The sequence below is a fragment of the Candidatus Pelagibacter sp. HIMB1709 genome (assembly GCF_052047635.1).
In the GTDB taxonomy this organism is placed as follows: Bacteria; Pseudomonadota; Alphaproteobacteria; order Pelagibacterales; family Pelagibacteraceae; genus Pelagibacter.
In genome coordinates this window covers 112,553-136,699 of record NZ_JBNAJW010000001.1, presented here as the reverse complement: position 1 = coordinate 136,699, position 24,147 = coordinate 112,553, and the positions used below count along the sequence as shown (strand labels likewise).

General features: G+C 29.1%; 25 protein-coding genes and 1 tRNA gene. 9 read left to right on the top strand and 17 right to left on the bottom strand.

Annotation, left to right across the window (positions count from 1 at the left end; genetic code table 11):
• Nucleotide 1 precedes the first annotated feature (1 nt).
• From rnc to dapA, 9 genes are read right to left on the bottom strand one after another with little or no spacing between them, the layout of a single operon-like run.
• On the bottom strand, nucleotides 2-667 hold the full coding sequence (gene rnc, locus ACTTAR_RS00785; protein ID WP_440680741.1) for a ribonuclease III: 666 nt from the start codon (nucleotides 665-667) through the stop codon (nucleotides 2-4).
• Nucleotides 667-1,404: a signal peptidase I gene (lepB, locus tag ACTTAR_RS00780; protein WP_440680740.1), complete on the bottom strand. Its 738-nt coding sequence runs from the start codon at nucleotides 1,402-1,404 to the stop codon at nucleotides 667-669. The genes rnc and lepB overlap by 1 nt, the downstream gene beginning before the upstream one ends.
• Nucleotides 1,404-1,787: a holo-ACP synthase gene (acpS, locus tag ACTTAR_RS00775; protein WP_440680739.1), complete on the bottom strand. Its 384-nt coding sequence runs from the start codon at nucleotides 1,785-1,787 to the stop codon at nucleotides 1,404-1,406. The genes lepB and acpS overlap by 1 nt, the downstream gene beginning before the upstream one ends.
• A complete protein-coding gene (locus tag ACTTAR_RS00770) occupies nucleotides 1,787-2,506 on the bottom strand; it encodes a pyridoxine 5'-phosphate synthase (RefSeq protein ID WP_440680738.1) in 720 nt (239 codons plus the stop codon). Before ACTTAR_RS00770 ends, acpS begins: the two co-directional genes overlap by 1 nt.
• On the bottom strand, nucleotides 2,503-3,090 hold the full coding sequence (gene pyrE / locus ACTTAR_RS00765) for an orotate phosphoribosyltransferase (protein ID WP_440648546.1): 588 nt from the start codon (nucleotides 3,088-3,090) through the stop codon (nucleotides 2,503-2,505). Before pyrE ends, ACTTAR_RS00770 begins: the two co-directional genes overlap by 4 nt.
• Complete coding sequence (locus ACTTAR_RS00760; RefSeq protein WP_440697436.1) at nucleotides 3,047-4,792, bottom strand: RelA/SpoT family protein; 1,746 nt, start codon at nucleotides 4,790-4,792, stop codon at nucleotides 3,047-3,049. Before ACTTAR_RS00760 ends, pyrE begins: the two co-directional genes overlap by 44 nt.
• Nucleotides 4,793-4,812: 20 nt before the next feature.
• Nucleotides 4,813-5,331 carry a 2-amino-4-hydroxy-6-hydroxymethyldihydropteridine diphosphokinase gene (gene folK / locus ACTTAR_RS00755; RefSeq protein ID WP_440697435.1) on the bottom strand — a complete coding sequence of 173 codons (519 nt, stop codon included), beginning with the start codon at nucleotides 5,329-5,331 and terminating at the stop codon, nucleotides 4,813-4,815.
• A complete protein-coding gene (gene smpB, locus ACTTAR_RS00750) occupies nucleotides 5,297-5,767 on the bottom strand; it encodes an SsrA-binding protein SmpB (RefSeq protein ID WP_262589143.1) in 471 nt (156 codons plus the stop codon). The genes folK and smpB overlap by 35 nt, the downstream gene beginning before the upstream one ends.
• Complete coding sequence (gene dapA, locus ACTTAR_RS00745) at nucleotides 5,767-6,642, bottom strand: 4-hydroxy-tetrahydrodipicolinate synthase (protein ID WP_440680735.1); 876 nt, start codon at nucleotides 6,640-6,642, stop codon at nucleotides 5,767-5,769. Before dapA ends, smpB begins: the two co-directional genes overlap by 1 nt.
• A 43-nt stretch (nucleotides 6,643-6,685) precedes the next feature.
• Here dapA and ACTTAR_RS00740 point away from each other — a divergent pair, with 43 nt between their 5' ends.
• A complete protein-coding gene (locus ACTTAR_RS00740; RefSeq protein WP_440697434.1) occupies nucleotides 6,686-8,872 on the top strand; it encodes a lytic transglycosylase domain-containing protein in 2,187 nt (728 codons plus the stop codon).
• On the opposite strand, the gene ACTTAR_RS00735 is transcribed toward ACTTAR_RS00740, so the two are convergent.
• Nucleotides 8,873-8,964: transfer RNA gene (locus ACTTAR_RS00735), tRNA-Ser, on the bottom strand.
• 67 nt (nucleotides 8,965-9,031) lie between these two features.
• On the opposite strand from ACTTAR_RS00735, the gene ACTTAR_RS00730 reads away from it, so the two are divergent.
• The 4 genes from ACTTAR_RS00730 to ACTTAR_RS00715 are packed head-to-tail and all read left to right on the top strand — an operon-like array spanning nucleotide 9,032 to nucleotide 14,127.
• Nucleotides 9,032-10,285: a sarcosine oxidase subunit beta family protein gene (locus ACTTAR_RS00730; RefSeq protein WP_440680733.1), complete on the top strand. Its 1,254-nt coding sequence runs from the start codon at nucleotides 9,032-9,034 to the stop codon at nucleotides 10,283-10,285.
• Nucleotides 10,285-10,560, top strand: a complete 276-nt coding sequence (locus ACTTAR_RS00725) for a sarcosine oxidase subunit delta (protein ID WP_075506763.1) — start codon at nucleotides 10,285-10,287, stop codon at nucleotides 10,558-10,560. Before ACTTAR_RS00730 ends, ACTTAR_RS00725 begins: the two co-directional genes overlap by 1 nt.
• 5 nt (nucleotides 10,561-10,565) lie before the next feature.
• Nucleotides 10,566-13,571, top strand: a complete 3,006-nt coding sequence (locus tag ACTTAR_RS00720) for a sarcosine oxidase subunit alpha family protein (RefSeq protein ID WP_440697433.1) — start codon at nucleotides 10,566-10,568, stop codon at nucleotides 13,569-13,571.
• The gene (locus ACTTAR_RS00715; protein WP_440697432.1) at nucleotides 13,564-14,127 is read left to right on the top strand and encodes a sarcosine oxidase subunit gamma; all 564 of its coding nucleotides are present in this window, start codon (nucleotides 13,564-13,566) and stop codon (nucleotides 14,125-14,127) included. Before ACTTAR_RS00720 ends, ACTTAR_RS00715 begins: the two co-directional genes overlap by 8 nt.
• Nucleotides 14,128-14,130: 3 nt before the next feature.
• On the opposite strand, the gene ACTTAR_RS00710 is transcribed toward ACTTAR_RS00715, so the two are convergent.
• Genes ACTTAR_RS00710 through gatC form a run of 7 tightly spaced genes read right to left on the bottom strand, consistent with a single transcriptional unit; the run spans nucleotide 14,131 to nucleotide 20,780 of the window.
• Nucleotides 14,131-14,658, bottom strand: coding sequence for a thermonuclease family protein (locus tag ACTTAR_RS00710; protein ID WP_440697431.1), 528 nt, complete (start codon nucleotides 14,656-14,658; stop codon nucleotides 14,131-14,133).
• Nucleotides 14,658-15,995: an MATE family efflux transporter gene (locus ACTTAR_RS00705; protein ID WP_440697430.1), complete on the bottom strand. Its 1,338-nt coding sequence runs from the start codon at nucleotides 15,993-15,995 to the stop codon at nucleotides 14,658-14,660. The genes ACTTAR_RS00710 and ACTTAR_RS00705 overlap by 1 nt, the downstream gene beginning before the upstream one ends.
• 20 nt (nucleotides 15,996-16,015) lie before the next feature.
• On the bottom strand, nucleotides 16,016-16,921 hold the full coding sequence (gene trhO / locus ACTTAR_RS00700) for an oxygen-dependent tRNA uridine(34) hydroxylase TrhO (RefSeq protein WP_440697429.1): 906 nt from the start codon (nucleotides 16,919-16,921) through the stop codon (nucleotides 16,016-16,018).
• On the bottom strand, nucleotides 16,921-17,571 hold the full coding sequence (locus ACTTAR_RS00695; protein ID WP_440697428.1) for an O-methyltransferase: 651 nt from the start codon (nucleotides 17,569-17,571) through the stop codon (nucleotides 16,921-16,923). The genes trhO and ACTTAR_RS00695 overlap by 1 nt, the downstream gene beginning before the upstream one ends.
• Before the next feature lie 4 nt (nucleotides 17,572-17,575).
• Nucleotides 17,576-19,039 (bottom strand): Asp-tRNA(Asn)/Glu-tRNA(Gln) amidotransferase subunit GatB, encoded by a 1,464-nt coding sequence (gene gatB, locus ACTTAR_RS00690; protein ID WP_440697427.1) that lies wholly within the window; start codon nucleotides 19,037-19,039, stop codon nucleotides 17,576-17,578.
• On the bottom strand, nucleotides 19,036-20,493 hold the full coding sequence (gatA, locus tag ACTTAR_RS00685) for an Asp-tRNA(Asn)/Glu-tRNA(Gln) amidotransferase subunit GatA (RefSeq protein ID WP_440680722.1): 1,458 nt from the start codon (nucleotides 20,491-20,493) through the stop codon (nucleotides 19,036-19,038). Before gatA ends, gatB begins: the two co-directional genes overlap by 4 nt.
• On the bottom strand, nucleotides 20,493-20,780 hold the full coding sequence (gene gatC, locus ACTTAR_RS00680; protein ID WP_075506772.1) for an Asp-tRNA(Asn)/Glu-tRNA(Gln) amidotransferase subunit GatC: 288 nt from the start codon (nucleotides 20,778-20,780) through the stop codon (nucleotides 20,493-20,495). Before gatC ends, gatA begins: the two co-directional genes overlap by 1 nt.
• A gap of 50 nt (nucleotides 20,781-20,830) precedes the next feature.
• On the opposite strand from gatC, the gene ruvX reads away from it, so the two are divergent.
• The 4 genes from ruvX to plsY are packed head-to-tail and all read left to right on the top strand — an operon-like array spanning nucleotide 20,831 to nucleotide 24,135.
• Nucleotides 20,831-21,286 carry a Holliday junction resolvase RuvX gene (ruvX, locus tag ACTTAR_RS00675; protein WP_440680720.1) on the top strand — a complete coding sequence of 152 codons (456 nt, stop codon included), beginning with the start codon at nucleotides 20,831-20,833 and terminating at the stop codon, nucleotides 21,284-21,286.
• A gap of 42 nt (nucleotides 21,287-21,328) precedes the next feature.
• A complete protein-coding gene (locus ACTTAR_RS00670; protein ID WP_262589128.1) occupies nucleotides 21,329-22,267 on the top strand; it encodes an aspartate carbamoyltransferase catalytic subunit in 939 nt (312 codons plus the stop codon).
• Entirely contained in the window at nucleotides 22,268-23,554 is a 1,287-nt protein-coding gene (gene pyrC / locus ACTTAR_RS00665) for a dihydroorotase (RefSeq protein ID WP_440697426.1), read from the top strand.
• A 2-nt stretch (nucleotides 23,555-23,556) separates the two neighbouring features.
• Nucleotides 23,557-24,135 carry a glycerol-3-phosphate 1-O-acyltransferase PlsY gene (plsY, locus tag ACTTAR_RS00660; protein WP_440697425.1) on the top strand — a complete coding sequence of 193 codons (579 nt, stop codon included), beginning with the start codon at nucleotides 23,557-23,559 and terminating at the stop codon, nucleotides 24,133-24,135.
• The last annotated feature ends 12 nt before the right edge of the window (nucleotides 24,136-24,147 follow it).

Below are 24,147 nucleotides of genomic sequence, written 5' to 3'. Positions count from 1 at the left end.
ATTATTTATTGAAACTATTTAAACACTCTGTGGCAGCACTTTGTTCGGCATTTTTTTTGGAATTGCCAATGCCAATAAAGTATTTTGTATTAGGTAATTTTACTCCTACTTTAAATACAGGTTTGTGTCTTGGTCCAGTGTTTGAGATTAATTTGTATTTAGGAAGACTTTTAAATTTTTTTAATGTTTGTTCTTGTAACTTGGTTTTGGCGTCAATTTCGGTAACAACGCTATCACTAATTTTTGCTTCCCACTGCTTTAAAATAAATTTTTCAACAATATTAAAACCTTTATCGAGATAAATTGCTCCTATTAAAGCTTCACAACTATCTGCAATAATTTTATCTTCAATTTTTATTTTTTTATTTCTTGGATTAAAAGTTTTTATATATTTTTCTAAATTAATTGATTTTGCAATTTCAAGACAAGATTTTTTATTAACAAGTGAAGCAAATTTCTTATCAAGTATTCCCTCTTTTTCGTTAGGATAAATTTCTAATAATTTTTTAGCCATAACCAGTCCTAGTACACGATCACCTAAAAATTCAATTTTCTCATTATTTTTAGAAGAATTAAAACTTTTATGAGTAAGAGATTGGTCTAATAAATTTTTGTTTTTAAAAACTATATTTATTTTTTTTTCTAGTTCTTGATACTTTATTTTCATTAATTAATAACATTAAAGGTTCTTTTAAATCTTATAGATTTATGCCATTTCCAAAATTCAATAAAACTTCCTATTTTTTTATCAGATGAGAAAAAAATAAATTGAGCCTTACCAACCAAGTTATCTTTATGAACATAACCAACACTTGAAAGAAATCTGCTATCTTTAGAACAATCTCTATTATCACCTAAAAAGAAATAATGATCATCTGGAACTGTAAAAACATCTGAGTTTTGATAGGTATAATTTTTTAAATAAACTGTATGAAATTTTTTACCATTAGGTAATTTTTCCTCAAACTTTAAAACATCTATTGTGCTATCGCCACAGTAAATTTTAGTTTTAAGTGGAATTTTAGATTTAAGTATTTCGCTACTATTTAAATATAGATTGGCATCAATAAACTGGATTTTATCTCCTGGTAGCCCAATTAAACGTTTTATATAATCTGTTCTATTGTCTGCTGGTGTTTTAAATACAATTACATCCCCTCTTTCAGGACTTTTAAACATTATTCTTTTACTAAGTATTGGCGGACTAAAAGGGAAAGAATGTTTACTATACCCATATGAATATTTCGTAACAAATAATCTGTCACCTACCAGCAATGTGGGTTCCATCGAAGAAGAAGGTATATAAAAAGGTTGCACTAAAAGTGATCTAATTATTACTGCAATTATCAAAGCATAAAATAAAGTTTTTATATTTTCTGAAAAAAAGTTTTTATCTAATTTCATTATGATTGAATAATAGCAAATGCTGTTGAATATTTTTTTTCATCGGAAATGGATAGAAAACAATTATATTTTTTAATTTTAAATTTATTTTGGATTATTTTGGTGATTTTTTTGTTTGTAACATAATTTGGTTTACCCATTTTATCGTTAACTACTTCTATATCCTTAAAGTTCAGTTTCATTCTAAATCCGGTACCCAAAGCTTTTGCAAATGCTTCTTTTGCTGCAAATCTTTTTGAAAAAAAGGATACTTTATTCTTTATTAAGTTTGATTGTCTTTGTTCTCTCACACTATAAACTCGATTAATAAAAGATTTATTTTTTATAGCTTCTTTAATTCTCTTATTTTCAATAATATCCACTCCAATACCTAAAATTTTCATTAATTTTTAATAATTTTTTTAAAATCTTTAATTACTTTGGGTAGACCATAAAATATCGATTCTCCAATAATAAAATGTCCTATGTTGAATTCCTCGATTTCTTTAATTTTTGTTAAAATTTTAGTCGTTTTGTAATCCAAACCATGACCTGCATGTACTTCTATATCTAGTTTAGATGCAAGTTTTGAGCTTTTTTTAATTCTATTTAATTCGCTTGAAAAATTTTTATGCGACTTAACATAATTAGCTAGTTTTCCGGTGTGAATTTCAACACAATCCACATTTAATTTTTTTGAAAGTTTAATATCATTTAAATTGGGGTTGATAAATAAACTGGTTCTAATATTCGACCTTTTAAACTTAGAAATTATGTCTTTTAATTTTTTATAATTATCTTTTAGATTTAAACCACCTTCTGTAGTTATTTCTTTTCTGTTTTCTGGAACAATACAAATGTAATTTGGTTTATATCTTAAAGCTTTTTTAATTATTTCACTATTCATTGATACTTCGAGATTCACTAACACTTTATTTAAAGCACAAATCTCTTTGGTATCTAAATCATTTATGTGCCTTCTATCTTCTCTCAAATGAATAGTTACTGAGTCTGCACCCAATTTTATTACTTTTTTTGCTGCAAAAACAGGATTCGGGTGTTTTTCACCACGTGCATTACGCAGTGTTGCAATATGATCTATATTTACACCTAGTCTTTTCACTTAATAAATCTACTTCCTGGAGTGGTAATTGGAATTGATTTTAGAGATTTAGGTATATTTTTAAGGTTATAGCTAGGCACATCTATTTTTAAATGAGAAACAATTTTATTTTTTATTTTCAAAGATTTTTTTGTTGATCTATCAATTATAGAGGCAAATCCAACAAGTTTTGCATTTGATTTTTTTATAAGTTTCACACATTCCAAACTGGATTTACCAGTTGTAATCACATCTTCTATAATTAAAACCCTTGCTCCCTTTTTTATACTAAAGCCTCTTCTGAGAGTGAATTTTCCATTCACCCTTTCGCAAAAAATTGTTTCTTTTTTTAAAATTTTACCAATTTCATAACCTATGATCACGCCACCCATTGCCGGAGCAAGTATTAAATCTATTTTTTTAAAATTTTTTTTAATTTTATTTGCTAATGATTTGCAAATTTTGTCAGCTAAATTAGGAAAGCTTAAAAGTTTAGCACATTGAATATATTTTGGAGAGTGTAGTCCTGAGGATAAAACAAAATGTCCTTCTAATAACGCATCAGTCTTTTTTAAAATATTTAAGGATTTTTTGAGTGAAAGCATTTCTTTTTTCTTCGTGTCTAATTATCTTAAATTTTATACCTTTTTGCTTTAGCTCTGCAATAAAATTTGTAAAATTTTTAAGATTTCTAATTATTAATCTGAATTTAAAATTAATGTAGTTTGGATTTTTACCTGCCATCTCTAAATTAGAAATGTTAAGTTTATGACTTCCAATTAATGAACTTATATCACCAAGTTGTCCAGGTTTGTCGGGTAATGAAATCCACAGTGTAGTGTTATATTTTTTTGTTTTTTCCTCTTTTTGCTCACCTTTATCATGCCAATATCTTCTAATAGCAGCTCTTGCTTTACCTGTTTTGGTAGTAGGTATCCAATGTAATGATGGTGAGCTATTTTTAGATGTAAGAATATTAACCCTATCACCATTTCTTAATATTGATTGCAATTCACTGTTATTTCCATTTACTTCACATCCAATTGCAGAATTACCAATTTTAGTGTGAACAGCATAAGCAAAATCAATTGCTGTTGCATCTTTTGGTAATTTAATTACAGATCCTTTTGGTGTGAAGCAAAAGACATTTTCCTGAAACATTTGAAGCTTTGTGTACTCATACGAGTCCTCAGGATTTTCATTTTTTTCAATAATCTCTACTAAATCTTTTAACCAATCATACTCTTTCCAACTTAATGAATTAAATTTTTCAGAAGATTTATATTGCCAATGCGATGCAACACCTCTTTGTGCAAAGTCATGCATTTCTTTTGTTCTAATTTGAATCTCTATAGGCTTTTTATTTGAACCAATAACTGAGGTGTGAATTGACTTATATCCATTTATTTTAGGCGAAGAGATATAGTCTTTAAATTTGCCAGGAATACAGTTCCACTTCTTATGAAATATACCAAGGGTTTTATAACAATCATCAATAGTATCTAATATAATTCTAAAGCCAATGATGTCAGTTATCTGTTCTAAAGAAACTCTTTTTTTTTGAACTTTTCTCCATATTGAAAATGGAGTTTTTTCTCTTCCATATATTTCAGCATTAATTTCATGATCATTCAATATTTCGCTAAGTTCATATGATTGTTCTTCAAAAATATCTTTTTTATCTAATTTTATTTCATCAAGTCTTTTTTTTATTAATTTTCTTGCATCAAAATTTAATATTTCAAATGACAAATCTTCAAGTTCATCACGTATTCTATGCATACCCATCCTGTCTGCCAATGGAGCATAAATTTCCATTGTTTCTTGAGCAATCCTTTTTCTTTTTTCTTCTTTCGTAATTGCTTTAATCGTTCTCATGTTATGTAATCTGTCTGCAATTTTTACTAACAAAACTCTAATATCTTTTGATGTTGCTAAAATTAATTTTCTAAAGTTTTCTACTTTAGAATTTGATCCAGCTGTATTTTCAAAAACAGATATTTTAGTAACACCATCTACAAGATCAGCAACCTCATCACCAAATTCAGCTTTTATTGTTTCGTAGGTTGCAAAGGTATCTTCAATAGTATCATGTAACAACCCAGTAGCAATTGTGGCACTGTCTAATTTTAACTCTGTTAAAATATTTGCAACTTCAATTGGATGTACAGAGTAAGGATCACCAGAAGCTCTCTTTTGACTCTTATGGGCCTTTACAGCAAAATTATAAGCTTTATCTAATTTTTCAGGATTTAAAAATTTATTATAATTTTTAACTTTATTAATTAGTTCATTAGAATTCAGCATAACTTTATTATAACATTAATTTAAATTTGTTTAATAGACCTAATGTCTGCTTCAGGGAGTGAAGAAATCAAGCTTTTAATATCTTTTTTAATAATTGGATGATGCCATTTTTTTTGAATTTCAAAAAAAGGGATAAGTACAAAATTTCTTTTGTGCATAAGCTTATGGGGCAAAGTTAATTTGTTTTTTATTTTTAAAACCTTTTTATGAAAGTCGATTATGTCAATATCACAAACACGAGGATCATTTTTTTTACTCTTTTTTCTTCCTAATAAAATTTCAATTTTCTTACATATTTTAAGGAGTCTTTCTGGATCATGATAAAATTTTGCCTTAATAACTATGTTTAAAAATTTAGGTTTTTTGGGGTCTGGCCATGAAAGTGTTTCATAAAAACTTGAGATAGATAAAAAATCCAGATTATTTTCGCTTAAGTGAGATTTTGCAATTTCTATATTTTTTTTTCTATCTCCTAAATTAGAGCCAATACCTAAGTAAACAATTTTAGCTTGATTTTCTAATATATCTCGCCTTTTCACGGTTCCAGTCCCTACTTTTTTTTGTTGCTCTTTTATCGTATTGCTTCTTTCCTTTAGCAACTGCTAATTCAATTTTGGCCTTCCCTTTTTTAAAATACATTTTTGTTGGAACAATAGTAAATCCATCTCTTTGCATTTTTCCAATTAATTTATTTATTTCTCTTTTATTAAGCAGTAACTTTCTTTCATCAGTTGGGTTATGATTGGAATAACTTGCTTGTTTGTAAGGTGAAATGTGAGAATTAATTAAAATTATTTCTCCTTTTTTTTCAACTGCATAAGAGTCTGCTATATTAACTTTTCCATCTCTTACTGATTTAATTTCAGAACCTTTAAGAACAATTCCTGCTTCTAAAATATCCTCAAAAAAATAATTAAAACTAGCTTTTCTATTTAAACAAATTATTTTTAAACCAGAATTGGTTTTTTTGTTCATTAAATCAATTTTGCTGACTGAAGAGATTTTTTAACAATTTCCTTAGTTTGTTCAGTAACTTTTACCAGAGGTAATCTAACATCATCTTCGCACAGATTTAATAATTTAGCAGCGTATTTTACTGGACTAGGATTGCTTTCAACAAACATTGAATGATGAATTGGCTGTAAAATTTTATCTAATTTTTCAGCTTCACTAATATCATTTTCAGATTTGGAAAATTTTTGAAAATCTGAACAAAGTTTTGGTGCTATGTTTGCTGTTACACTTATTGCGCCTACTCCACCTCTTTTATTAAATTCTAGCGCATTGTCATCATTACCAGTCAATTGAATAAATTCTTTACCCATTTTTGATAACTGTTGATCAACCCTGTCCAAATCTCCAGTGGCATCTTTTACACCAACTATATTTTTTAACTCGAACAGTCTTGCCATTGTATCAACATTCATATCAATAACTGATCTACCTGGAATATTATAAATTATTATTGGTATTCCACATTTGTCATTTATAGCTTTATAGTGCTGGTACAAACCTTCTTGAGTAGGTTTATTATAATAAGGTGTTACGATTAGAGCACCATTTGCACCTGCCTTTTCAGCGTGTGAAGTTAAAGAAATAGCTTCCTCAGTAGAATTTGAACCTGTACCAGCTATAACTGGAATTTTTCCATTACTTTCTTTTATGCAGAGATCAATTACTTTTTGATGTTCATCATGACTTAATGTTGGGGATTCTCCTGTTGTACCAGCAGGTACAAGCCCACTAGTTCCATTTTCAATATGAAAATGTATTAATTTAATATACGCTTCCTCATCTAAGAGATTGTTTTTAAACGGCGTAATTAAAGCAACATTTGATCCTTTAAACATAAATACTTATAACATAGTTTAAAGATTCATATACCAAAAGATTATGATTAAAAAATTATTATTTTTAATAATAACTTCCTTGATTAGCTTTAATTTCAGTTGGGCACAGATTGTACCTTTAAAAAAACCATCGCTATCCTCTGAGGAATTAAATAAAAAAATAATATTAAACACAATCAAACCTCTAAAAAAACCTTCAAAAGTTAAAGTTGAGAAAAAGATACCTAAAAAAGAAACCAAACTTAGTTTTCTTTTACCTAAAAAAAAACCAGTTATTAGCGGATTAATCAATTCAGGAACAGCAAAAATTTCTAAATTTTATAATAAAAAAGATTTTAGGATTGCAAAAAAAGCTATTGGGGAGATGCAAAAAGGCCAGTGGAAATCAGCAATTAAAATCTCAAAAAAAGCTAAGGATAGATCTATATATAATTTTATAAAGTGGAGACATTTATTAACAACAGGTAATCAAGTATCCTTTTTTGATTACCAAGTTTTTATAGAGGAAAATTCAGATTATCCAAGAATAGATAGATTGAGATATTTGGCTGAGCACAAACTTTCCACAGAAAAAGTTTCTCCAAGAAAAATAATCAATTGGTTTTCAAAAAATGAACCTTTAAGTGGATATGGTAAAATGATTTTAGGTGAAAGTCATATTTTATCTGGCGACAAAGCAAAAGGTGTTGCTCTAATTAAAAAAGGATGGATTTCTGCAGATTTATCGAAAAGTGAGTTAAGGTTTTTCAGAAAAAAATACAAAAAATATCTTGATGCAAATGACTATATAAAAAGAGCTGATCATCTAGCATGGAATAGTGATCATTGGGATTTAAAAAGATTAATTAGATATTTACCTAAAGACTATGAATTGCTCTATACAGCAAGACATATTTTGATGACCAAGGGATACGGGGTAGATCAAGCAATCAAAAATGTTCCAAATAAATTTAAAAATGATGCTGGATTAAACTATGATCGTTTAAAGTGGAGGAGAAAAAAAGGACGATTGGAGTCTTCTACTGAAATATTGCTCAAGATAAGAAATGATAAAGATTATTTAGTAAGACCTGATAAATGGTGGAAAGAAAGAGAAATCATTTCTCGAAAGTTAATTTATAAAAAACAATATGAACTAGCTTATAAAATTAGTAGCAATCACGGAATGTCTGAAGGGTCTGAATTTGCAGAGGCAGAATGGATGAGTGGTTGGATAGCATTAAGTTTTTTAAATGATCCACTTCTTGCTAAAGATCATTTTAAAAATTTTTTTGATAATGTTAATTATCCAATAAGTGTTTCTAGGGGCGCATACTGGTTAGGTAGATCATATGAAAAACTAAAAGACAAAGATCAATCGGAAAAATGGTATAAAGAAGCTACAAAATATTTAACTACATATTACGGACAACTAGCATTTTTAAAAATTAATCCTAATGGAAAATTTGAACTTGATAAAACAATGTTGGTTGACGATGAATATAGAAAAGCTTTTTTTAATAAAGAATTAGTAAAAATCACACATCTTTTAAATGAGTTAGATAAAGACAAGTATACAAAATTTATCTTAAGACATCTTGCTAATGATAACGTTTCTGAAGGCAGTGAACTTTTAGCAGCTGAACTTGCTACAAGTATCAGTAGATATGATTTTGCAATACAGGTATCAAAAATTGCTTCTTATCAAAAAAGATTTCATAACAAGTACAATTATCCATTAATAAGCACACCTAAATATATTAATGGAAGAAAGATTCCTGAAAGTGCATTAATTTTATCAATTATAAGACAAGAAAGTGAATTTGATTTAAAAGCAAATAGTCATGCGGGTGCAAAAGGTTTGATGCAATTAATGCCTTACACAGCAAAAATAGTTGCAAAACAAGCAAAGCTTCCTTATGCAAAATCTCGATTAACAACCGATCCAGAGTACAATATAAATTTAGGGTCTCATTATATTGCTGGTTTAATTCAGCAATATGATGGTGCTTATCCATTTGCAATTGCTGCGTACAATGCTGGTCCAAATAGAGTTAAATATTGGAAAAAATTAAATAAGGATCCACAAAAAAAACAAATAAATTATGTTGATTGGGTTGAGCTAATTAAATTTAGAGAAACTAGAAACTATGTTCAGCGTGTATTGGAAAATTATAATGTGTACAGATATGTACTGGAACAAAATCCAATAGTAATGAAAGATTTTTTTAAAGATCAGCCTTTATATTAGTGGCGGAGAGAGAGGGATTCGAACCCTCGGTACAAGTTTCCTCGCACGGTCATTTAGCAAACGACTGGTTTCAGCCTCTCACCCATCTCTCCATATGACATTGTGTAATAAGTGATTTTATTGAAAATTCAATATTTATAAAGTAATTATTCAATTATTATGGGAAATAAATACTCAATATTTTCATTAATCAAAAACGCTCTTTCATATCATGAGAATTGGCAAAGAGCATGGAAAGACCCTGCTCCAAAAAAAGAGTATGATGCTGTAATAGTTGGTGGAGGTGGTCATGGTCTTGCTACAGCTTACTATTTAGCAAAAAAACACAATATGAAAAATATTGCTGTTGTTGAAAAAGGATGGATTGGTGGAGGAAACACTGGTCGTAACACTACAATTATCAGATCAAATTATTTATGGGACGCTAGTGCTGGACTTTATGATCATGCGCTAAAAATTTGGGAAGGATTATCTCAAGAGTTAAACTACAATGTAATGTTTAGTCAAAGAGGTGTAATGAATCTTGCTCACAATTTGCAAGATGTAAGAGATTTAAAAAGAAGAACACACGCAAATAGACTAAATGGTATTGATGCCGTTTACTTGAGTACAGAAGAAGTTAAAAAGTTTTGTCCAATTATAAATACATCTCAAGATATAAGATATCCAGTACTTGGTGGTACATTACAAAGAAGAGCTGGTACAGCAAGACATGATGCTGTTGCCTGGGGTTATGCTAGAGGTGCTGATGAAATGGGTGTTGATATAATTCAAAATTGTGAAGTAAAAGGTATAAAAAGAAATGGTGATAGTGTTGAAGGTATAGAAACAACAAAAGGATTTATTAAAACAAAAAAAATTGGAGTTGTGGCAGCTGGACATTCAAGTGTGATTGCTAATATGGCTGGAATAAGACTTCCTCTAGAGAGCAAACCTCTTCAAGCACTAGTATCAGAACCTGTGAAACCAATTATAGATACAGTTGTTATGTCAAACGCTGTACACGCTTATGTAAGTCAATCTGATAAAGGTGAATTAGTTATTGGCGCTGGAACAGATGATTATGTTTCATACACTCAGAAAGGAAGTCATCAAATAGTCGAGGGAACTCTAAATGCTATTTTAGAATTATATCCAATTTTCAGCAGAATGAGAATGCTAAGACAATGGGGAGGAATAGTAGACATTTGTCCTGATGCAAGTCCAATATTAAGTAAAACTTCTATCAAAGGACTTTATTTTAATTGTGGTTGGGGTACAGGGGGTTTTAAAGCTACACCTGGATCAGGAGATTTATTTGCACACACCATTGCTAATGATGAGCCACACAAACTCAACGCAGCATTTAATTTAAATAGATTTGTAAGTGGAGACCTTGTTGATGAACATGGCGCTGCAGCAGTTGCTCACTAATGTTTGTTATTAATTGTCCATATTGTGGTGAGAGAGATCAGCAAGAATTTAAAGCTGGTGGTGAAGCTCATATTGAAAGACCAAAACAACCGACAGAACTTAGTGATGATGAATGGGCAGAATATTTATTTATGAGAAAAAATATTAAAGGTGTTCAATATGAAAGATGGAACCATGCTCATGGTTGTCGTAAATGGTTTAATATGATTAGAGACACTTCGAATGATGAGATTAAAGCAATCTATAAAATGGGAGAAAAACCCCCATCGATATAAAACAAATGTCAGAAAATTTAAGAGTTAAATCTAGTCAATATATTGATGAAACAACAAGAGTTTCGTTTAAATTTAATGGTACAACTTATTATGGATTTAAAGGAGACACTCTTGCTTCTGCTTTATTGGCAAATAATGTTCATTTAGTAGGTAGGAGTTTTAAATACCATAGACCAAGAGGTATAATGACATCAGGTTCTGAGGAGCCAAATGCAATTGTTCAAATTAATCCAAATACTAATAGAACTGAACCAAATGTTAGGGCAACTGAAGTTGAAATATATGAAGGAATGGTGGCATCAAGTCAAAATTGCTGGCCAAGTGTAAACTTTGATATTGGTGGAATAAATAATTTTTTATCACCCCTACTTCCAGCAGGATTTTATTACAAAACATTTATGTGGCCTACAAGCTTCTGGGAAAAATATGAATACTTTATAAGACACTCAGCAGGATTAGGAAAATCACCAACATCAAACGATCCTGACATTTACGATCACAGAAATATTCATTGTGATGTTCTTGTAGTTGGCGCAGGTATATCTGGAATTCTAGCAGCTAAAAATGCTGCGAAGAATAATTACAAAACTTTACTTTTAGATGAAAAAAATGAATTAGGAGGATCAACTATTTATGAAAACAATGAAAGTAATAAAATTGATAATAAAATTTCGTCTGAATGGTTAAAAAAAGAAATTGAAGAACTTAAAAATATTAAAAATTTAGAAATAAAAACTAGAACAAGTGTTGCTGCCTACCATCAATATAATTATTTGCTAGCAAGAGAGAACTTAACAGATCATTTAGAAAAAAAAGATAAGACAAATAAAATTAGACAAAGGTTACTTAAAATAAGAGCAAAGAAGGTAATTTTGGCAACAGGTGCTTTGGAAAGACCGATGGTATTTAATAATAATGATAGACCTGGAATAATGCTTTCTTCTGCAATTAAAAAATATAGTGATTTTTATGGTGTAGCCTGTGGTAGGAAGATTATATTTTTTACAAATAATGACAGTGCATATGAAAGTGCACTTTCATTAAACGATAAAGGTATAAAAGTTGAAGCAGTAGTTGATATTAGAAAGCAATCCGAAACAAATTTAGAAAAAAGAGTTATTGATGCAGGTATAAAAATATACTGGGAACATACAGTTGTTGATACTTCTGGTTATAAAAGATTAAGTAATGTTTCAATAATGAAACTATCAAATGATGGAACTTCAGTTACTGGAAATAAAATTTCTATTTCATGTGATTGTTTAGGGGTTGCTGGTGGATGGACACCAGCTGTTCACCTATATACTCAGTCAGGTAGCAAACTTACTTTTGATGAAGATAAAAAAATATTTATTCCAAATAAAAATAATTCAGATCAAATAAGTGTTGGATCTTGTTGTGGTGATTTTAAGCTTGATGAAATACTTAAAAACTTAAATGAAAAACTAAAAGATTTTTTAGATATAAATAAAACAGATTTTGAAAATATTACTGTTAATAACGACCAAGAGATTTCAAAAAGAAACATATGGTTATTACCATCTGATAAAGCTTTAGGCAAAACTAAGCCTTTTGTTGATTATCAAAATGATGCAACTGCAAAGGATATAAAATTAGCACTAAGAGAGGGTTTCAGATCTATCGAACATGTCAAAAGATATACAACAACTGGGATGGGAACTGATCAAGGAAAATTAGGAAATATGCATGCATTGGGAATAATAGCAGATACAGCAGGTGTTAAGATGGGAGAACTTGGAACGACTACTTTTAGACCTCCATATACTCCATTAACATTTGGAACAATTGTAGGACGTAATGTTGGTAAGTTTTTTGATATTTTTAGAAGAACACCTATGAATGATTGGCATGTTGAACAAAAAGCAGAATTTGAAAATGTTGGTCAATGGAAAAGAGCTTGGTACTACCCTATCAATGGTGAAACTATGCACCAAGCAGTTCAAAGAGAAAGCAAAGCTGCAAGAGAAAGTTCAGGAATATTGGATGCGTCCACACTTGGTAAGATTGATATACAAGGAAGTGATGCCTCAGAGTTTTTAAATAGAGTTTACACAAATGCCTGGTCTAAACTTGGTATTGGCAAATGTAGATATGGTTTAATGTTAAATGAAGATGGTATGGTATATGACGATGGTGTTACTACAAGATTAGGCGAAAATCACTATCTAATGACAACAACAACTGGTGGTGCAGCAAATGTTCTTGGAAAGTTAGAAGATTACCTTCAAACTGAATGGCCAGAATTAGATGTATATTTAACTTCAGTTACAGATCAATTTGCTACAGCAAGTTTGTGTGGCCCTAATAGTAAAAAAATTCTTAAAAAAATTATTCCAGATTTAGATTTATCTGATGAAAATTTTCCTCACATGTCTTTTAAAGAAGCAAAAATTGGAAGCATTGTTTGTAGAATTATGAGAATAAGTTTCACAGGTGAGCAAAGTTTTGAAATAAATGTACAAGCAAGTTATGGAAAAGATCTATGGGAGAAATGTATAGAGGCTGGTAAAGAATTTAATATTACTCCTTATGGTACAGAAACGATGCACTTATTAAGAGCTGAAAAAGGTTTTATTATTGTTGGCCAAGATACAGATGGAACAATGACACCAATAGATTTACAGATGGATTGGATTGTTAGTAAAAAGAAATATGATTTTATTGGCAAAAGATCTCTTTATAGGTCAGACACTATGAGAGAAGATAGAAAACAACTAGTGGGATTGTTAACTGATGACCCCAATGTTGTATTAGAAGAAGGTGCACAAATTGTTTCTGAACTAAATAAAAGTCCTGTTGAAATGCTTGGTCATGTTACATCGAGTTACTTTAGCCCTAATTTAAATAAATCTATAGCCCTAGCAGTTGTAAGAGGTGGGAAAGATATGATGGGTAAAAAACTATTTATCCCTATGGAAGATAAAACAATTAATGTAACTGTTTCAAATCCAGTATTTTTTGATCAAACTAATGAAAGATTAAATGCTTAGTTATAATCAAGTAACAAATAGTGAAATTAATAACAACGGTGTTTCTGTAAAAGAAATTGCACCAATAATGAAATTAAATTTAAGAGGCAAAACAAGAGAATTTTTTACAAATGTAGGAAAAAGTTTAAATATGATTTTGCCAACAGAAGCAAATACATCCTCATCTAGTGATAAACTTACTGCGATATGGTTAAGTCCAGATGAATGGATGATTGTATCAAATGAGACTACTAGCAAAGAAACCAATACATACCAATTAAATGATATATTATTTAACAATATTTCAAAAACATCATTGGGAGCAGTAACTGATGTAACTGACCAATTTGTTCAATTAGAGATAAAAGGTGAAAAAATATATGAACTTTTTTCCTCAGGATGTCCTTTTAATTTTAACTTATTTCGTGAAAAAAAAGGGTCAACAACTCAAACTTTGCTAAATCATATAGATGTTATTATTCACAATAAGGACAAAAATATTGTTAATTTATTTGTTAGAAGATCATTTGCTAAACACCTTTGGGAATGGATGGAAGATAGCTCTTCAAGATTATAAAGACTAATTTTTACGCCTATAATCCCACGGCATTTCAAATTTACCTTGCCAAATACCTAATTTGTTATTTTTGGCATTAATTTCATCTGAAACATATTTTTTAGAATACTTTCTATATGCTACTGCATAACCATTTGAAACCATCCAAGAATTTAAATTTATATTTCTTTTAAAACACTCGCCAATTAACCTTTTATACCTATCAACGTCTATAATATCACAATTCAATTTTTGATTATTAATCTTTTTAATTAACTTTTGAGTAGATACTGCTCCACACATATAATCTTTAGTAAAAGACATAAAAGATATTGTTAAATAAGTTTTTTTACATTTTTGTTTTTTTTCAGGTGCATCAATACCGTATAATCGAATTTTTTTTGAATTAATCTTGATTGTATCTCCATCAACAACTTTAGCAAAACCTGAGATTTTATTTATATTTTCAGATCTTACATCGTTATATGTAAGTATAAAAAATATAGATGAAATAATTATCAAAATTATTAATTTCTTTTTTGTATAAAACATTAACCGGTAGTTAATTTATTGTTAATATAATATTTAACATAAAAGAAAAGTAAGATTGATATTAACCATTGCAATATTGCCCAGATATAAAAGAAAGTTTTAAAGTCTGCATCAATAGAACGTGCTATATAATAAGATAAAAATGGAACCAAAACGTTCCTTAATATATTGTTAATCATTGCTTTCTCAGATTTTTTTAAAGCCATAAAGAAACCATTTGATAGAAAAAAAATTGGGTATGCTGGTAAGATAAATGCAGAAATTTTTAAATACATTGACCCATATTCAATAACTTCCGTGTTAGATGAGAAAAATTTTGGCATTAAATCTGCAGTTACAAATACCAATACTCCAGACGCTAACATTATAATCAAGCCGTATTTTACTGATTTAAAATAAGATTGCTTTACTCTATCATAATATTTTGCACCTATATTCTGTGCAATAATTGATATTATTGCTGTATTTATCCCTAATACAGGCAGTAAGACAACCTGCTCTATCCTTGTTGCTGCTCCATAACCAGCTACAGCATATTCTCCTGTAAATGCAACATAAGTAAATACAATCGTTGCAGCAATTGAATAACCAAGAATAGCTATTGTGATTGGCATTGATTGGAAGAAAATGTTTTTAATGTAGAAAAATTTAATCTTAAAATTTTGAATATTGATCTCTTTAATACGTTTATTTTTTAACAATTTAATTAAAACGATTATTAGAGAAAGAAATTGGGCAATCAAAGTTGCATAACCTATACCCGCAACACCAAAAGCTGGGACAAATAAAAATCCAAATATAAATATTGGATTTAATAAAATGTTTAAAAAAAAAGATAATATAAGAGCATTTCTATATGTAACTGTATCTCCCTCAGCATGAAGAAATGAATTTAAAGCAACAACCAGAATAAAGAGAATAGTTCCATAAAATATTACATTAGTATACTCAAGGCCAAGAGTAATTACCTCTCTCGATGAATTCATGGTTAAAAATAATTTTTCAGAAAAACTAAAGCCAATTATTGATACAATTATTGAAATTATTACTGAATAAAGAATGATATTTGTAAAATAACCTAATACATTTTTTTCATTTTTTTCCCCAATACTACTACCAATTAATGAAGTTCCAGCAACAGTGACACCAATAGACGTGGCAATAATTAGAAAGTAGATTGGAAAGGATTTACTTAATGCAGATAAAGCTTCAGGTGAAATTTTCCCAGCATAAAAAGTATCAACTAAAGTGTATAATGTTTGAAATAATGTCCCAACACTTGCTGGTATTGCAAGTTTTTTTATAAGTTGAGAGACGTCATCTTTTAATAAATTCATTTCTTTAAACTAAAAATATTTTAATATTCTTTTTGAAAGATATGACTTTTTCCAGTTTTTTTGGCAAGGTTAATTTGTTTTTGTCTCATTCTAAATCTTGATTTTTGATCATTTGTTAAATTATCGTGACAATTTGGACAAGAAACACCTTCTTCATATTTTTTAGATTTTTTATCTTTTGGAGAAATAGGTTTTCTACAACCACTACACATTGAGTAAGAACCTATTTTCAAACCATGCTTTAAACTAATTCTGTTATCAAATACGAAGCACTCACCTTTCCATAAACTTTTTTTTGGTTCTGTTTTTTTTAAATAGTTTAAAATACCGCCCTTAAGTTGGTAGACATTATTGTATCCTTTATTTTCCAAAAAGACTGATGCTTTTTCACACCTAATACCTCCAGTACAAAACATGGCAATAGGTTGATTTTTTTTTAATTTTTTAAGATATTTTGGAAAATCTCGAAAATTATCTACATCTGGATTAATTGAACCTTTAAAAGTTCCAACTTTATATTCAAAAGGTTTTCTTGCATCAATTAAGACTGTTTTTTTGTCTTTTATTAAAGAGTTCCACTTTTGAGGGTTAACATGACTATCTTTTTTTTTAATTCTCTTTTTTAAACTCAAATTCATTGGAACCACTTCTTTTTTAATTTTTACTTTTAGTTTATGAAATGGCTGAAAAGAGCTTTTTGAATTGTTAATGCTATCAAATTTTTCAAATTTAAATAATTTTTGTAAATAATTTTTGATCAATTTAATATCTTTGTTTTTTCCAGAAATTGTTCCATTTAACCCTTCCTTGGAAATAATAATTGTTCCTCGTATGTTTTTATTCAATAATTGATCTTGAAGTATTTTTTGATTTTTCTTTAAATAAGAAATTTTAATAAACTTATAGAATCCAAATACTTCAAACATTATAATTTTCTACAAACTGTCATACCATCACCTAATGGAACTATAATTTTTTCAACTCTCTTATCTTTAGAAATATAATTATTAAAATCTTTAATAGTTAAAGTGATTTTATCATCACTATTTTCATCTATAACTTGACCATACCATAGAACATTATCAATTATTATTAAGCCATTTTTCTTTAAAAATATTAAAGATTTTTCATAATATTCTTTATAATTTTTCTTATCAGCATCAATAAATATTAAATCAAAATCATTTTCTTTTATTTCATTCAAACTTTCTAAAGCAGGTTTAATTATTGTTTGAATTTTATGACTTTGTTTTGCTTTCTCAAAAAATTTTATTGCAATTTCGTTAGTTTCTTGATTTTTGTCTAAAGCAATAATTCTACCATCTTCTGGTAAAGCAAGAGCCATTGACAAAGCACTTAAGCCAGTAAAAGTTCCAATCTCTAGGATTTTTTTAACATTAGATGTTTTTACTATTAAGTGTAAAAATTGAGATTGTGAGATAGATATTTGCATCCTTTTAATATCTCCCAAGGACTCATTATAAGAAATAATCTCTTTTTGAACTGAATGAAGATCTAGTCCATTATTTAAAATGTACTCTTGAATTTTAGTGCTAATTTTTAGGTCAGAGCCCATGAACCTAAAGTTTTTTCTTTAAAATCTCATTTACTAACTGAGGGTTAGCTTTTCCACCTGAAACTTTCATTACTTGTCCAACAAAGAAACCAAATAATTTAACTTTACCTGATTTATATTCAGTGGCTTTATCTCTATTGCTATCAATTACTTTATCAATTAAAGCCTCTAAAGCTTTTGGATCGCTTTCTTGTTTTAAACCTTTTTCTTCAACAATTTTTTTAGGATCCTTGTCCCCTTCCATCATTTGTTCAAAAACAGTTTTTGCAATTTTTCCAGAAATTGTCCCATCCTTAATTAAATTAATTAATTTTGATAAATTACCAGCACTAATTGGACTATCGGTTATTTCTAAATTTTTTTCATTAAGGGCAGCAAATAATTCACCTATGATCCAGTTTGTTGCTAATTTAACGTCAGATTTTTTAACAACATCTTCAAAATAATTTGAGGTTTCAATGTCTGAAACCATAATATTTGCTTCATATGGAGTTAATTTAAATTGATCTATAAATCTCTTTTTCTTTTCATCGGGTAACTCTGGTATTTCTGATTGTAATTGATCGATAAATTCATCAGAAACTTCTAATGGCAATAAATCTGGATCTGGGAAATATCTATAATCATGAGCATCTTCTTTTGATCTCATGGATCTTGTTTCATTTTTTTTAGTATCAAAAAGTCTTGTTTCTTGATCAACAGATTGTCCATCTTCAATTAAATCAACTTGTCTATTTGCTTCGTATTCAATAGCCATTTGCATGAATTTAATAGAATTAACGTTTTTAATTTCACATCTAGTACCAAAATCTTTTGTTCCTTTTTTTCTTACAGAAACATTAACATCTGCTCTCAAAGATCCTTCCTGCATATTACCATCACAAGTTCCTAAATATCGCATGATTGATCTTAATTTCTTAATATAAGCATTAACTTCCTCTGGTGATCTTAAATCAGGCTTGCTAACAATTTCCATTAGAGCAACACCTGACCTATTTAAATCAACAAAGGTGTTTTTTGGATCTAAATCATGGATGCTTTTACCTGCATCTTGTTCTAAGTGTAATCTTTCAATACCAACCTCTTTTTGACCATCCGGCATATCCAAAATAACTTTACCTTCACCAACTATTGGATCCTTAAATTGAGAGATTTGGTATCCTTGTGGTAAATCAGCATAAAAATAATTTTTTCTATCAAATACTGATCTCTTGTTAATTTTAGCTTTTAATCCTATTCCAGTTTTAATTGCTTGCTTAACACAAAATTCATTAATCACTGGAAGCATTCCAGGAAAAGCAGCATCTACTAAACTTACCTGTGTGTTTGGTTCAGCACCAAATTTAGTAGCTGACGTAGAAAATAACTTTGATTGGGAAAGCACTTGAGCATGAACCTCTAAACCAATGACAACTTCGTATTGATTATCCTTTCTATTAATTAAATATTCTGACTTTTCTTTACTCACTTAATCCACCAATCTGTAATTTTATTTTTAAAATTAATTTTTTCTTCCATTGCATAAGCAATGTTTAAGATATTTTGTTCATCAAATGCTTTTCCAATAATTTGTAATCCTAAAGGGTAGCCTTTGCTGTCATGACCAGCTGGAATAGAAATTCCTGGTAAACCTGCTAAATTTACAGGAACAGTAAAAATATCATTTAAGTACATTGAAACTGGGTCATTTGTTTTTTCACCAATTTTAAAAGCAGAACTTGGCGTTGATGGAGTTAATATTGCATCTACTTTTTTGTACGCTTCATCAAAATCATTTTTAATTAGTTTTCTAACTTTTTGTGCTTTCAAATAATATGCATCGTAATAACCTGAAGATAAAACATATGTGCCTATCATTATTCTTCTTTGAACCTCGGCTCCAAATCCCTCTGATCTAGTTTTTTCATACATATCAATAAGGTTTTCTCCATCAGCTCTAAAGCCATATTTAACACCATCATATCTTGCAAGATTAGAAGATGCTTCGGCTGGTGCCACTATATAGTAAGTTGGTAAAGCATAATTTGTGTATGGAAGAGAAATATCAATTATTTCTGCACCACAATCTTTAGCATACTCGATACCTTTCTGCCAAAGATCATCAATTTCTTTTGGCATTCCATCAACTCTATATTCTTTTGGTATACCTATTTTTTTTCCTTTAATGTCTTTTGTTAATTCTTTGCTGTACTGGTTTCTTTTAAAATCAATAGAAGTTGAGTCTTTTTGATCGTATGAGCTAATTACCTCTTGCAACAAAGCACAATCTTGAACATTTTGAGCCATTGGACCAGCTTGATCAAGAGAAGATGCAAAAGCAACTATTCCGTATCTTGAACAACTACCATAAGTTGGTTTTAAACCCACTGTACCTGTAAATGACGCTGGTTGTCTAATAGATCCACCTGTATCAGTTCCAATTGTAATTGGAGTTAATTGTGCTGCTACTGCAGAAGATGAACCACCAGATGAACCACCTGGAACTAAATTTTTATCAATCGGATTTTGAACATTGCCAAAAAAACTTGTTTCATTTGAAGATCCCATTGCAAATTCATCGCAATTTAATTTACCAATAAGAATTGCACCCTCATTCCAGATATTCTGAGTAACAGTAGACTCATAAGTAGGTACAAAATTGTTTAACATTTTGCTACCCGCTGTTGTTCTTATGTTAGCTGTGCAAAATAAATCTTTTACAGCCATTGGAATTCCTGGTAATTTTAAATCCAATTTTGGGTTGTCATCAAATTTTTTCGCTTTTTCTAAAGCATTACTATAATCTTCAGTAATATAAGTGTTTAATTCTTTTGATTTTTCTGATCTATCAACAAAAGCTTGGGTAACTTCTGAAGAAGAAAGTTTTTTTTCTTTAATATTATTAACTAATTCAGAAAGTGTTTGCTTGGTTATATCAGACATTATTCTATAACTTTTGGTACAACAAAATAATCTTCATTATCTTTTGGAGAATTTTTTATTATTTGTTCCCTTAAATTTTTACTTTTAACTTCATCAGGTCTTAATTTTAAAGTCGTTTCAGCCACTGATGTAAGTGGTTCAACATTTTCAGTTTTAAGTTCATTGAGTTTTTCAATGAAATCAAAAATTGAATTCAAATCACTAGCAAGTTTTTCAGCTTTTTTCTCATCTACTGAAATTCTTGATAATTTAGATATATGCTTTATGGTTTTAAGATCAATGCTCATATGATATTTAAATATGACGCAAACTATCACTATAGTTTAAAATATACAACATGATCACAATAGAAGAATTTAAAAAAAAACAGTCAGAAAAATGTCGTTTGATAGGTTTAGATTTGGGCTCAAAAAGAATTGGTGTATCAATTTGTGACGAAAAGCAATTAATTGCTACCCCTTATAAAACTATACATAAATCAAAAAATAATGAATTAATTGAAGAGTTAAAAAACATTATTCAAGAGAATAACATCAAGGCAATTATCATTGGTTATCCTTTAAATATGGATGGATCTTCAGGCTCTTCAGCACAGTCGGTCAATGATGTATCTAAAAATATAGATAAAGAGATAGATGTTGATGTGTGTCTCTGGGATGAGAGATTGTCAACTGTTGGGGCTTTTAATTTATCAAGCCAATTAGATGTTAATGTATCTAAAAGAGAAAAGAATATAGATCAGAACGCAGCAGCTTTTATTCTTCAGGGAGCAATAGATTATCTAAATAATTAATCCTTGCCATTCATTGGCTTTATAGTTATAGAGTTAATTTTAATGGCAAAAAACATCAAGGCTATTAAAATTTCTCAAAAACATTTGTTAGGTATCCAAGATCTATCAGTTAGTGATATTAACTACATTTTAGATGAATCTGAAACTTTCATTAAATTAAATCAGAGTAAGAACAAGAAAATTGATGTTCTTAGAGGCAAAACTCAAATTAATCTATTTTTTGAACCATCAACAAGAACACAAAGTTCATTTGAGTTAGCTGGAAAAAGACTTGGTGCTGATGTGATGTCAATGAATATGAATAATTCAGCAATTAAAAAAGGTGAAACTTTAATTGATACAGCAATGACTCTAAATGCGATGCATCCTGACATTATTGTAATAAGGCATCAAGACTCTGGAGCATGCAATTTATTATCTCAGAAAGTAAATTGTGTAGTATTAAATGCTGGTGATGGCAGACGTGAGCACCCTACTCAAGCATTACTAGATGCTTTAACAATAAGAAATAGAAAGAAAAAAATTGAAGGATTAAAAATTGCTATATGTGGAGATATTCTTCACTCAAGAGTCGCAAGATCGAATATTTATTTACTAACAATGCTTGGTGCTGAAGTAAATATTGTTGCCCCAACAAATTTGATGCCAAAAGAAATTGAAAAGTTTGGTGTTAATACTTTTACCGATATGAAAAAAGGATTGAAAGATTGTGATATTGTAATGATGCTAAGATTACAAAATGAGAGAATGACAAGTTCTTATTTATCATCAAATAGAGAGTATTATGAATATTACGGTTTAACGCCTGATAAATTAGATCATGCTAAACCAGATGCACTAATAATGCATCCTGGCCCAATGAATAGAGGTATCGAAATAGATACTAGATTGGCAGACGATATAAATAAAAGTGTAATCAAAGAGCAAGTTGAACTTGGAGTTGCTGTAAGGATGGCCTGTTTAAAAATATTTTGTGAATAAATGAAAAAACAATACTTTATTAACGCAAATATAATTGATCCTCAAAATTCAATTAATGAAAATGGAGGACTTATTGTTGGAGAAGAAGGTAAAATTGAAGCAATAGGGAAAAAAGTAAATACAAATAATTTACCGTCCAGAGAAAAACCAATTGATTTAAAAGGAAAATATATATTCCCTGGTTTAGTCGATATGAGAGTTTTTGTTGGAGAACCTGGGTATGAGTATAAAGAAAATTTTAGAACTTTAAGTAATGCAGCTCTATCTGGAGGAGTAACATCTGTAGTAACAATGCCTAATACAGATCCTGTAATTGATAATGTTTCAATAGTAGATTTTTTAAAACGAAGAGGACGAGATAAATCTAAGATTAATATATTTCCATGCGCATCTCTTACACAAAATGTAGAGGGAACAAACATGACAGAATTTGGATTGTTAGCTAGTAAAGGGATTGTAGCTTTTACAGATGGTATAAAGACAATTCAAAATACTAGATTAATGTCAAGAATAATGAATTCAGCAAAGGATTTAGGATGCCTAATAATGCAACATGCTGAGGATTATGAGTTGGCAAAAAACGGTATGATAAATTCGGGTATAATCGCTACAAAACTTGGATTATCAAGTATACCAGATGTGGCTGAGAGAATAATTATTGAAAGAGATTTAACATTGTTAGAAAAAGTAAAGTGTCGATATCACATATCTCAACTATCATCAGGCAAATCAGTAGAAATCATTAAAGAAAGGAAAAATGATATTAAATTTTCTTGTGGAGTTTCAATAAATAACCTTTCCTTAAATGAAAATGATATTGGAGATTTTAAAACATTTTTAAAATTATCTCCGCCATTGAGAAAAGAAGAAGATAGATTAGCTTTAGTCCAAGGATTAAAAGATAAAACAATTGATGTCATTGTTTCAGATCATAAACCTGAAGATGAAGAATCAAAACGATTGACATTTTCGCAAGCAGCAACAGGTGCTTCTGGTATTGAAACTTTATTGTCTTTAAGTTTGGAACTATTTCATAATGGATCTGTAAAACTTGAAACAATAATCCAAGCACTAACATCTAATCCAGCTAAAATTTTAAATATCAATAAAGGAAATCTTTCAATTGGTAATGATGCTGACTTTTGTATAGTTGATATAAATAAACCTTGGATTGTAAAAAAAGAAAATTTAATTTCTAAATCCAAAAATACGTCTATTGAGGACAAAAAACTTCAAGGAAAAGTAACCAATACATTTGTAAAAGGTAAAGAATTATTTAAGATATAAAAATGGAATTATTAACAATAGGTATTATCTCATACCTAATGGGTTCTATCCCTTTTGGGTTAATATTAACTAAAATTTTTTTAAAAAAAGATATTCGAGAAATTGGATCAGGTAACATAGGTGCGACAAATGCGCTAAGAACAGGAAATAAATTTATTGGTTATTCAACTTTAATACTTGATATAGTTAAAGCAGTTATTCCAGTTTTATATGTAAAGGTAAATTTTCCTGATCTGATTTATGTATCAGCTTTATGTGCTTTTCTGGGTCATGTTTTTCCAGTTTGGTTAAAGTTTAAAGGTGGTAAGGGAGTAGCAACTTATGTTGGTATATTATGCAGTATAAATATAATGTTTGGAATAGTTTTTGGTATTTGTTGGCTTGTAACTTTTTTTATTTCTAAATTTTCATCATTAGCATCATTAATTGGATCCTTTTCAGTTCCTGTTTATTTATTTCTGTTTGAACCAACAGAAAATGAATTATTTTTTGGAATAATGTTTATTTTAATATTTTATACTCATAGAGAAAATATTAAACGACTGATAAATAAAGAAGAAAACAAGACTAAAATTTATTAATTTGACTATCAA

Coding starts and splice junctions, on each gene's coding strand:
- ACTTAR_RS00740 (WP_440697434.1), top strand. CDS start 6,686: ATGATTAAAAAATTATTATTTTTAATAATAACTTCCTTGATTAGCTTT.
- ACTTAR_RS00725 (WP_075506763.1), top strand. CDS start 10,285: ATGTTTGTTATTAATTGTCCATATTGTGGTGAGAGAGATCAGCAAGAA.
- trhO (WP_440697429.1), bottom strand. CDS start 16,921: ATGTTTGAAGTATTTGGATTCTATAAGTTTATTAAAATTTCTTATTTA.
- ruvX (WP_440680720.1), top strand. CDS start 20,831: ATGATCACAATAGAAGAATTTAAAAAAAAACAGTCAGAAAAATGTCGT.
- pyrE (WP_440648546.1), bottom strand. CDS start 3,090: ATGCTTTCACTCAAAAAATCCTTAAATATTTTAAAAAAGACTGATGCG.
- ACTTAR_RS00670 (WP_262589128.1), top strand. CDS start 21,329: ATGGCAAAAAACATCAAGGCTATTAAAATTTCTCAAAAACATTTGTTA.
- dapA (WP_440680735.1), bottom strand. CDS start 6,642: ATGTTTAAAGGATCAAATGTTGCTTTAATTACGCCGTTTAAAAACAAT.
- ACTTAR_RS00730 (WP_440680733.1), top strand. CDS start 9,032: ATGGGAAATAAATACTCAATATTTTCATTAATCAAAAACGCTCTTTCA.
- ACTTAR_RS00710 (WP_440697431.1), bottom strand. CDS start 14,658: ATGTTTTATACAAAAAAGAAATTAATAATTTTGATAATTATTTCATCT.
- gatA (WP_440680722.1), bottom strand. CDS start 20,493: ATGTCTGATATAACCAAGCAAACACTTTCTGAATTAGTTAATAATATT.
- gatC (WP_075506772.1), bottom strand. CDS start 20,780: ATGAGCATTGATCTTAAAACCATAAAGCATATATCTAAATTATCAAGA.
- ACTTAR_RS00705 (WP_440697430.1), bottom strand. CDS start 15,995: ATGAATTTATTAAAAGATGACGTCTCTCAACTTATAAAAAAACTTGCA.
- smpB (WP_262589143.1), bottom strand. CDS start 5,767: ATGAACAAAAAAACCAATTCTGGTTTAAAAATAATTTGTTTAAATAGA.
- acpS (WP_440680739.1), bottom strand. CDS start 1,787: ATGAAAATTTTAGGTATTGGAGTGGATATTATTGAAAATAAGAGAATT.
- plsY (WP_440697425.1), top strand. CDS start 23,557: ATGGAATTATTAACAATAGGTATTATCTCATACCTAATGGGTTCTATC.
- ACTTAR_RS00760 (WP_440697436.1), bottom strand. CDS start 4,792: ATGCTGAATTCTAATGAACTAATTAATAAAGTTAAAAATTATAATAAA.
- ACTTAR_RS00695 (WP_440697428.1), bottom strand. CDS start 17,571: ATGGGCTCTGACCTAAAAATTAGCACTAAAATTCAAGAGTACATTTTA.
- ACTTAR_RS00720 (WP_440697433.1), top strand. CDS start 10,566: ATGTCAGAAAATTTAAGAGTTAAATCTAGTCAATATATTGATGAAACA.
- lepB (WP_440680740.1), bottom strand. CDS start 1,404: ATGAAATTAGATAAAAACTTTTTTTCAGAAAATATAAAAACTTTATTT.
- ACTTAR_RS00715 (WP_440697432.1), top strand. CDS start 13,564: ATGCTTAGTTATAATCAAGTAACAAATAGTGAAATTAATAACAACGGT.
- pyrC (WP_440697426.1), top strand. CDS start 22,268: ATGAAAAAACAATACTTTATTAACGCAAATATAATTGATCCTCAAAAT.
- rnc (WP_440680741.1), bottom strand. CDS start 667: ATGAAAATAAAGTATCAAGAACTAGAAAAAAAAATAAATATAGTTTTT.